11 protein-coding genes and 1 tRNA gene are annotated in these 9,418 nt (G+C 54.9%); 2 read left to right on the forward strand and 10 right to left on the reverse strand.

Annotated features, from left to right (window positions below; translation table 11 throughout):
- Positions 1-177 precede the first annotated feature (177 nt).
- From BLX41_RS16025 to thrS, 9 genes are all read right to left on the reverse strand, one after another.
- Positions 178-254 (reverse strand) — tRNA-Pro (locus tag BLX41_RS16025).
- Between the two features lie 88 nt (positions 255-342).
- The gene (locus tag BLX41_RS16030) at positions 343-699 is read right to left on the reverse strand and encodes a MerR family transcriptional regulator (protein WP_007920509.1); all 357 of its coding nucleotides are present in this window, start codon (positions 697-699) and stop codon (positions 343-345) included.
- The gene (ihfA, locus tag BLX41_RS16035; RefSeq protein ID WP_002553164.1) at positions 680-982 is read right to left on the reverse strand and encodes an integration host factor subunit alpha; all 303 of its coding nucleotides are present in this window, start codon (positions 980-982) and stop codon (positions 680-682) included. The genes BLX41_RS16030 and ihfA overlap by 20 nt, the downstream gene beginning before the upstream one ends.
- Before the next feature lie 3 nt (positions 983-985).
- On the reverse strand, positions 986-3,364 hold the full coding sequence (pheT, locus tag BLX41_RS16040; protein ID WP_123725698.1) for a phenylalanine--tRNA ligase subunit beta: 2,379 nt from the start codon (positions 3,362-3,364) through the stop codon (positions 986-988).
- Positions 3,365-3,399: 35 nt separating this feature from the next.
- Complete coding sequence (gene pheS / locus BLX41_RS16045; protein WP_011060419.1) at positions 3,400-4,416, reverse strand: phenylalanine--tRNA ligase subunit alpha; 1,017 nt, start codon at positions 4,414-4,416, stop codon at positions 3,400-3,402.
- Between the two features lie 110 nt (positions 4,417-4,526).
- Positions 4,527-4,883 carry a 50S ribosomal protein L20 gene (gene rplT, locus BLX41_RS16050; RefSeq protein ID WP_016963673.1) on the reverse strand — a complete coding sequence of 119 codons (357 nt, stop codon included), beginning with the start codon at positions 4,881-4,883 and terminating at the stop codon, positions 4,527-4,529.
- 30 nt (positions 4,884-4,913) lie between these two features.
- Entirely contained in the window at positions 4,914-5,108 is a 195-nt protein-coding gene (gene rpmI / locus BLX41_RS16055; protein WP_002553160.1) for a 50S ribosomal protein L35, read from the reverse strand.
- 60 nt (positions 5,109-5,168) lie between these two features.
- The gene (gene infC, locus BLX41_RS16060; protein WP_169893379.1) at positions 5,169-5,720 is read right to left on the reverse strand and encodes a translation initiation factor IF-3; all 552 of its coding nucleotides are present in this window, start codon (positions 5,718-5,720) and stop codon (positions 5,169-5,171) included.
- Positions 5,720-7,642 (reverse strand): threonine--tRNA ligase, encoded by a 1,923-nt coding sequence (gene thrS, locus BLX41_RS16065; protein ID WP_123725699.1) that lies wholly within the window; start codon positions 7,640-7,642, stop codon positions 5,720-5,722. Before thrS ends, infC begins: the two co-directional genes overlap by 1 nt.
- Positions 7,643-8,026: 384 nt before the next feature.
- Here thrS and BLX41_RS16070 point away from each other — a divergent pair, with 384 nt between their 5' ends.
- Together BLX41_RS16070 and BLX41_RS16075 are read left to right on the forward strand one after the other, a co-directional pair.
- Positions 8,027-8,326 (forward strand): hypothetical protein, encoded by a 300-nt coding sequence (locus BLX41_RS16070; protein ID WP_123725700.1) that lies wholly within the window; start codon positions 8,027-8,029, stop codon positions 8,324-8,326.
- A 292-nt stretch (positions 8,327-8,618) separates the two neighbouring features.
- On the forward strand, positions 8,619-8,831 hold the full coding sequence (locus tag BLX41_RS16075) for a cold-shock protein (protein ID WP_003179963.1): 213 nt from the start codon (positions 8,619-8,621) through the stop codon (positions 8,829-8,831).
- Between the two features lie 70 nt (positions 8,832-8,901).
- Here the strand turns inward: BLX41_RS16075 and BLX41_RS16080 are convergent, their stop codons facing one another.
- Complete coding sequence (locus tag BLX41_RS16080; RefSeq protein WP_123725701.1) at positions 8,902-9,213, reverse strand: I78 family peptidase inhibitor; 312 nt, start codon at positions 9,211-9,213, stop codon at positions 8,902-8,904.
- Positions 9,214-9,418: the final 205 nt, after the last annotated feature.

The following is a 9,418-nucleotide window of genomic DNA, read 5'->3' on the forward strand; positions in this document are numbered from 1 at the left end:
CAGAACTGGATCAGCTCATTGAGGCGGCAAACAAGGTATCAGCAACTGACTCGCGCGCACCAGCACTGACGATTTTGAAAAGGAGGGAGGCATGAAGAAAAAGGCCAGGGTCACTTGGAAAGTCACTATGGCAGAAACAACAAAGCCGCTCGAAAGCGGCTAAGTCATTGAAAAATATGGTCGGGACGGAGTGATTCGAACACTCGACCCCTAGCACCCCATGCTAGTGCGCTACCGGACTGCGCTACGCCCCGACTAGGCGTTAAACCTGTTTCACTTCTCAGGAAACGTTGAGGAATATACCGCAAGCTTTTGAAAAGTGGAAGTATTTAATTCGATGAATTACTTCTTCAGCACCACAAGCACATCTTCCAGCTCAGAGATCATCTGACGGATCAGTTGCTTGTATTGAGTGGTGTCGTCTTTGGCCTCATCGCCGGAAAGGCGCAAGCGCGCTCCGCCGATGGTAAACCCCTGATCATAAAGCAACGCGCGGATCTGCCGGATCATCAACACGTCCTGGCGCTGATAATACCGGCGATTTCCGCGGCGTTTGACGGGGTTGAGTTGAGGAAACTCTTGCTCCCAATAACGCAGCACATGCGGTTTGACCGCACAGAGCTCGCTGACTTCACCGATGGTGAAGTAGCGTTTACCCGGAATGACCGGGAGCTCGTCGTTATGACTTGGTTCCAGCATAAGCCTCAACTCGGGCCTTCAACTTCTGCCCTGGACGAAAGGTGACCACACGGCGAGCCGTGATCGGGATTTCTTCACCCGTTTTCGGGTTGCGGCCAGGACGCTGGCGTTTATCCCGAAGGTCGAAGTTACCGAAACCGGACAATTTGACCTGTTCGTTGTCTTCGAGAGCGTGCCTGATTTCTTCAAAGAATAGCTCGACCAATTCCTTGGCCTCGCGTTTATTCAGGCCTAGCTCTTCGTAGAGACGTTCGGCCATTTCAGCTTTCGTCAGAGCCCCCATACGTCACTTCCTTAACGTGGCGTTCAACCTTTGTTCGAGCGAGGTGAGGATGTTTTGTGTCGTGGAATTCACCTCATCGTCATTAAGAGTGCGCGATGGATGCTGCCAGGTCAAGCCGACGGCAAGGCTTTTTCTATGCGGATCAATGCCTTTACCCTGATAGACGTCAAAGAGCCTGAGGTCTGTCAGCCATTCGCCTGCATTTTCACGAATTACATCCAGCACTGCGCTCGCCGCAACGTCACGATCTGCCAGTAAAGCCAGGTCACGGCGCACTTCTGGGAAACGCGAAAGCTCGTGGAACTTCGGAAGACGACCTTGAGCCACCTCACCCAGAACCAGCTCAAATACGTAAACCGGACGATCCAGGCCAAGATTTTTCGCCAGCTCCGGGTGAATTGCCCCCAGATAGCCAACCTCACGACCATCGCGCTCGATACGTGCAGTCTGGCCAGGATGCAGCGCAGGATGCTTGCCCGGAGCAAAAGTGAATTCATCCAGTGCGCCAGCAAGGCCCAGCACTGCCTCGACATCCGCCTTGACGTCAAAGAAGTCGACTCCATCGCGACTTTGCGCCCAACCTTCAGGCAAGCGACTGCCGCAAACGACGCCGGCCAGCATTGGCTGCTGCTTCAAGCCTTCCAGTTGACCGATAAAACGCAAGCCGCTTTCAAACATGCGGACGCGATCCTGCTGACGATTCAGGTTGTGCTGAAGTGCCTTGACTAGACCTGGCCACAACGAGGAGCGCATGGCCGCCATGTCAGCCGAAATCGGGTTGGCCAATAACAGCGGTTCAACGCCTGGATTGAACTGTTCAAACAATTTCGGATCGATGAAGCTGTAAGTGATTGCTTCCTGATAACCACGGGCTACCAGCAGACGCCGCAGGGCAGGTAGATCACCTTGCGCTTCCGCCTTGGCCTGAGGAGCCAGACGAGCCTGCGGATAACGAACCGGCAAACGGTTGTAGCCGTAGAGACGCGCCAACTCTTCGATCAAGTCGACTTCAAGGCGGATATCGAAACGGTGGCTTGGCACTTCAACGCGCCATTGCCCTGCACCATCGGCAGTGACTGTCAGGCCCAACGCGGTGAGCAGACGCTCGACCTCGGGACCGTCGATTTCCATGCCTAGCATCTGAGTGATGCGCTCAGCGCGTAGAGTCACAGGTGCAACAGATGGCAAGTGCTGCTCGTTGACCGCTTCGATGATCGGACCAGCTTCGCCGCCAGTGATCTCAAGCAACAATCCAGTTGCACGCTCCATGGCCTCGCGAGCCAACTGCCAGTCCACACCACGCTCATAGCGATGAGAAGCATCGGTATGCAGGCCATAGGAACGAGCTTTGCCAGCAACCGAAATTTGGTCGAAGAAAGCGCTTTCCAAAAACACATCGCGAGTGTTTGCGGTAACGCCACTATGCTCACCGCCCATAACGCCAGCGATTGCCAGAGCACGGGTGTGGTCAGCAATCACCAGGGTATCGCTACGCAGGGTAACTTCCTGGCCGTCGAGCAGTACCAGTTTCTCGCCCTCTTCTGCCATGCGTACCCGAATGCCGCCGTTGATTTCGGCGAGATCGAAAGCATGCAGCGGCTGGCCCAGTTCGAGCATCACATAGTTGGTGATGTCCACCGCCGCATCGATACTGCGCACGTCGGCACGACGCAAGCGTTCAACCATCCACAGAGGGGTCGGTTTGGACAAATCGACATTGCGAACAACCCGACCCAGATAGCGCGGACAGGCCGTCGGAGCCAGTACTTCCACAGGGCGTACTTCGTCGTGCACTGCGGCAACCACTTTCACTTCAGGGCGCTGCACTTTAGCGGCATAGAGCGCACCGACCTCACGGGCCAGACCGGCAAGCGACAGGCAGTCACCACGGTTTGGCGTCAGGTCGACTTCAATGCTCGCATCATCCAGATTCAGATAGGTGCGAACGTCCTCCCCGACCGGAGCGTCGGTTGGTAGCTCCATCAGACCGTCACTGCCTTCGCCAATCTGCAGTTCGGCTTGGGAACACAGCATGCCGTTGGACTCAACGCCACGCAGCTTGGCTTTCTTGATCTTGAAATCGCCCGGCAGCTCGGCGCCAATCATCGCGAATGGGATCTTCAAGCCTGGACGCACGTTAGGTGCACCGCAGACCACCTGGAAGGTCTCTGCACCGTTGCTGACCTGGCATACGCGCAGCTTGTCGGCATCCGGGTGCTGCTCGGTGCTGAGCACTTCGCCCACCACTACACCACTGAAATCACCGGCGGCTGGCGTTACGCTGTCAACCTCAAGACCGGCCATCGACAGACGAGCAGCCAGCTCGTCACGACTCACCTGCGGGCTAACCCAGCCACGCAGCCATTGTTCACTGAATTTCATCCTGCTCTCCTAATAGATTCGTTACGGACGCGCGACTAGCGAAATTGCGCAAGGAACCGCAAGTCGTTGTCGAAGAACAGGCGCAAGTCATTGACACCGTAACGCAGCATGGCCAAACGCTCGGCGCCCATGCCGAAGGCAAAACCCTGAAACTCCTCGGGGTCGATCCCGGACATACGCAGCACGTTCGGGTGAACCATGCCGCAGCCCATGACTTCCAGCCAACCGGTCTGTTTGCAGACGCGGCAACCTTTACCGCTGCACATCACGCACTCCATATCAACTTCAGCGGATGGCTCGGTGAACGGGAAGTACGAAGGACGGAAACGCACGGCCAGTTCTTTTTCAAAGAACACCCGCAGGAACTCTTCAATGGTGCCTTTCAGGTCGGCAAAATTGATGTCGCGATCCACCAGCAGGCCTTCGACCTGATGGAACATCGGCGAGTGAGTGATATCGGAGTCGCTACGATAGACACGGCCTGGGCAGACGATGCGAATAGGCGGCTGCTGCGATTCCATGGTGCGGACCTGTACCGGCGAGGTATGGGTGCGCAACAGCATGTTCGCATTGAAATAGAACGTGTCATGCATCGATCGGGCCGGGTGATGGCCCGGGATGTTGAGCGCCTCGAAGTTGTGATAGTCGTCTTCGACCTCAGGACCTTCGGCGATGCCGTAGCCAATGTGGGTAAAGAACTGCTCGATACGTTCCAGGGTCCGCGTAATCGGGTGCAGACCGCCAGAGGTCTGGCCACGGCCCGGCAGAGTTACGTCAATGCACTCGGCAGCGAGTTTGGCGCTGAGTTCCGCCTCCTCGAAAGCCGCTTTGCGCGCATTGAGAACCTCTGTTACACGCTCCTTGGCAACGTTGATCAGCGCTCCGACTTGCGGGCGCTCTTCGGCAGGCAGGTTGCCCAGGGTCTTCATCACCTGAGTCAGTTCGCCCTTCTTGCCAAGGAAGTGAACCCGGATCTGTTCCAGGGCATTGATGTCTTCAGCGTGTTGCACGGCCTCAAGTGCTTGAGAAACCAGCGCATCCAGGTTTTCCATGTACAGACTCCAGATACAAAATAGGGGAAGAGCTTGAAGGCTCTTCCCCTATTTATGACGTTTAACACCAGAGCTCACGAAAGGTGAGCCCGGATGACTGTCGGGGGTACTTAAGCCAAGGTGGCTTTAGCTTTCTCGACAATCGCAGCAAACGCCGCTTTTTCGTTCACTGCCAGATCAGCCAGAACCTTACGGTCGATCTCGATGGACGCCTTTTTCAGGCCAGCGATCAGACGGCTGTAAGACAGACCGTTAGTACGAGCACCAGCGTTGATACGAGCGATCCACAGAGCGCGGAACTGACGTTTTTTCTGACGACGGTCACGGTAGGCGTATTGGCCTGCCTTGATTACCGCTTGCTTGGCAACACGGAATACGCGCGAGCGTGCGCCGTAGTAGCCTTTAGCAAGTTTCAGAATTTTTTTGTGACGTTTACGGGCAATGACGCCACGCTTTACACGAGCCATGAGTTACTTCCTCTATTCTTGATCCAAAAATTAACGAAGGCGCAGCATGCGCTCGACTTTTGCCACGTCAGACGGATGCAGCAAGCTGCTACCGCGCAGTTGACGCTTACGCTTGGTCGACATTTTGGTCAGGATGTGGCTCTTGAAAGCGTGCTTGTGCTTGATACCGTTAGCAGTTTTCAGAAACCGCTTAGCAGCACCACTTTTGGTTTTCATCTTTGGCATGTTCGGATACTCCGCATTCAGTTGATAAACATAATCAGAAGGCCTGCCGTGCCCTGTTGATTACTTCTTCTTTTTCGGGGCGATGACCATGATCAGCTGGCGTCCTTCCATCTTAGGATGCTGTTCGACCGAACCGTACTCTTGCAGGTCAGCTTCAACCCGCTTGAGAAGTTCCATCCCCAGCTCCTGGTGGGCCATCTCACGGCCGCGGAATCGCAAGGATACCTTGGCCCTGTCCCCGTCACTCAGGAAACGTACCAGGTTGCGCAGTTTTACCTGGTAATCCCCTTCCTCCGTCCCTGGACGAAACTTGATTTCTTTAACCTGAATCTGCTTCTGGTTCTTCTTCGCAGCAGCAATCTGTTTCTTCTTTTCGAAGATCGATTTGCCGTAATCCATCACCCGGCAAACAGGTGGGACTGCGTCGGCGGAAATTTCCACCAGATCCAGCTTGGCTTCTTCAGCTATACGAAGCGCTTCATCAATCGAGACGATGCCAATCTGCTCGCCGTCAGCGCCAATTAACCGAACCTCGCGTGCCGAGATATTCTCGTTGATCGGGGCTTTCGGTGCAGCTCGTTTATCTTGTCTCATATCACGCTTAATAATAATTACTCCGAATCTTGGCGACCACGCCGGGAAACCGCTTGTGCGAGGAACGCCGAGAATTGCTCCACAGGCATCGAGCCCAGGTCTTCACCTTCACGGGTACGCACAGCGACAGTCTGCATCTCGACCTCCCGATCTCCGATAACCAAGAGATAGGGAACCTTGAGCAAAGTATGCTCGCGGATTTTAAAGCCGATCTTTTCATTTCTCAAGTCGGACTTGGCACGAAATCCGCTTTGATTGAGTGCTTTTTCTACTTCGAGGGCAAAATCTGCCTGTTTATCAGTGATATTCATCACCACGGCCTGAGTCGGAGCCAGCCACGCAGGGAACGCGCCCTCGTAATGCTCGATCAGAATCCCGACAAAACGCTCGAAGGAACCGAGAATCGCTCGGTGCAACATCACCGGATGCTTACGGCTGTTGTCTTCGGATACGTATTCAGCGCCCAGGCGAATCGGCAGATTGAAGTCCAGCTGCAAGGTACCACACTGCCATACACGGCCCAGGCAGTCTTTCAGCGAGAACTCGATCTTCGGACCATAGAACGCCCCCTCACCCGGCTGCAGATCATACGGCAACCCGGCACTGTCCAGAGCCGCAGCCAGTGCATTTTCCGCACGATCCCACAGCTCATCGGAACCCACGCGCTTTTCAGGGCGAGTGGAAAGCTTCATTTCGATGTCCTTGAAGCCGAAGTCGGCATAGACATCCATAGTTAGCTTGATGAACGCAGCGGACTCGGCCTGCATCTGATCTTCAGTGCAGAAGATGTGAGCATCGTCCTGAGTGAAGCCACGTACACGCATGATGCCGTGCAACGCTCCCGAAGGCTCGTTACGATGGCAAGCACCGAATTCGGCCAGGCGCATCGGCAGCTCGCGGTAGCTCTTCAGGCCCTGATTGAACACCTGCACGTGGCACGGGCAGTTCATGGGCTTGATCGCGTAGTCGCGGCTTTCCGACTCAGTGGTGAACATGTTCTCGGAATAGTTGGCCCAGTGCCCGGACTTTTCCCAAAGGCTGCGATCGACCACTTGCGGAGTCTTGATCTCCAGATAGCCGTTCTCACGCTGCACCTTGCGCATGTACTGCTCAAGCACCTGGTACAGGGTCCAGCCATTGGGGTGCCAGAACACCATGCCCGGCGCTTCTTCCTGGGTATGGAACAGGCCCAAACGCTTGCCAATCTTACGATGGTCGCGCTTTTCAGCCTCTTCGATACGCTGGATATAGGCAGCGAGCTGCTTCTTATCCGCCCAGGCAGTACCGTAAACCCGCTGCAATTGCTCGTTCTTGGCGTCGCCGCGCCAGTAGGCACCCGACAGCTTGGTCAATTTGAACGATTTCAGGAAACGCGTGTTCGGCACGTGTGGACCGCGGCACATGTCGACATATTCTTCGTGATAGTAGAGACCCATCGCCTGTTCATTCGGCATGTCCTCCACCAGGCGCAACTTGTAGTCCTCGCCACGAGATTTGAACACCTCAATCACTTCGGCTCGCGGGGTGACCTTCTTGATCACGTCGTAGTCTTTCTCGATCAGCTGCTGCATGCGCTGTTCGATAGCGGCCATGTCCTCGGGCGTAAAGGGACGCTCATAGGCGATGTCGTAATAGAAGCCTTCATCGATGACCGGGCCGATGACCATCTTGGCGGTCGGATACAGCTGCTTGACCGCATGCCCTACCAGATGAGCGCAAGAGTGGCGAATGATCTCCAGCCCCTCTTCGTCCTTGGGTGTGATGATTTGCAGGGTTGCGTCGCCGTCGATCACATCGCAGGCGTCGACCAGCTTGCCATTCACCTTGCCGGCCAGGGTGGCTTTAGCCAGACCTGCACCAATGGATGCGGCGACCTCAGCTACGGAAACCGCGTGATCGAATGAACGTTGACTACCGTCGGGAAGAGTAATAGTGGGCATGGCGCCTCCTCTCCTAGTGGTGACCCCTACCAAAGGTCACGTGGGTTGGGATGAGCCAGTACGCGATTCAGTCCGGCCGTTCTGTAACAAACGCCTGCCTCACAGTGGCAAGAGCCTTGCGGCCAACCGGAAAACCGAACCAGAGTGACTGGGGTTCAAATCAAAATTAATGAGGCATAGACCGCGAGGGAGGTGAAACACCCAAAGCTTGAAAACACCCAAGCCGAGCATGCTAGCACAGATAAATCGTAATCACCGCGCAGCAAGTTTCCCAAAAGATACTTTCCGGTCTTTTATTCAAGAAAGTGAACTTGCGATGTACGCCGAACCTCAAATACCCGGAGAATCGTCGTCCTTGCTATCGACCTCAGGAGAACTCGACTCATGCGCCTTACTCAATTGTTTGCCCTTGCCGCCCCACTCGCCCTGCTCCTGCCCTTGAGCGCACAAGCTGCATGGCCGGCCGGAGCTCGTGCCGACTACATGAAGGACTGCACTGCAGCAGCCAGCCAAAGCATCGACGCCAAAAGCGCCGAGAAACATTGCGCCTGCGGTGCAGAAAAGCTGAATGACAAATTCACCACCGAGGAAATCAAGGAGCTGATGAGCAAATCCAAGCAGCCTAGTGCAGAACTGAGAACCCGAGCTCTGGACGCCATCGCTGCTTGCCGAGTGGTCAAATAACCTGCCAACGATCGAAACAGGCTCCACCAACGCTTGCCAGGGGGCCTGAAACGCAGTTTTTTTCACAATTTACGCAGCTTTTACGGGTTTTTTTATCTCCGCTTGTTTTCCGCGAAACCCCCTTAAACCGGGGCCTGCAGCCATCTCGAGCGGCAAAATACACGGACACATCGGGCAAAGAGCACCTACAGGGGGCTCCCAAGCCGAACATTTCGACTATGATAGCTCGGTGTGCCCAGTTGGCCTGAGCAGCACAGCACTACTGAAAATATATGTTTCTTGGAGATACACCATGTCTAATCGCCAAACCGGCACCGTAAAATGGTTCAACGATGAAAAAGGCTTCGGCTTCATCACTCCTCAAGGTGGCGGTGACGACCTGTTCGTACACTTCAAAGCTATTGAAAGCGACGGTTTCAAAAGCCTGAAAGAAGGCCAAACCGTTTCCTTCGTGGCTGAGAAAGGCCAAAAGGGTATGCAAGCTGCACAAGTTCGCCCTGAGTAAGTTCTCAGCGAGCTAAAAAAACCCCGTCCATGTGACGGGGTTTTTTATGGGCGGGCAAAAAGCCTAACCCTCAACCACAGTTGACCCGGGTGACCACCAGACCAGCATCGGTGTTGAGGTTCAGGCGGTCGGAGCGGTATTCCAGAGTAATCATGTCATTAGGCATGAGGAAACGCGCATATTGCGCTCCTGCGCGAGTACGGGCCTGCTCCAGCAGTTCGGGAGAAGCCTTCTTGCCGACGGCAAATTCGGCAGCTGTTGCTTCACAACGAGTGTGTCCGGACTCAGAGGCCACAGGTTCCTTTGTCGACCCGGTGGCGCTGCATCCACTGAGGACAACAGCGGCCAACAAGGTTCCGAATGAAGCGAGCTTCCAAGGCATGAAGCCTCCTTTTCAAATTTAAGCAGAGATCGTGCGACAGCCGATTAGGCTATTGGTTTCAAAACAAAATGGCCTTTTGCCCTATGCCACGGACAGCGGATAAGTCTGCCTCAGGCATCGCGACACTTTCACAGGACAATCGTCACTGAATATGAACAACACTCAATAGATATCGATGTAGTCAAACGCCGGCTTTGGCCAGTTC

The organism is Pseudomonas protegens (genome assembly GCF_003732485.1).
GTDB classification, from domain to species: domain Bacteria; phylum Pseudomonadota; class Gammaproteobacteria; order Pseudomonadales; family Pseudomonadaceae; genus Aquipseudomonas; species Aquipseudomonas protegens_B.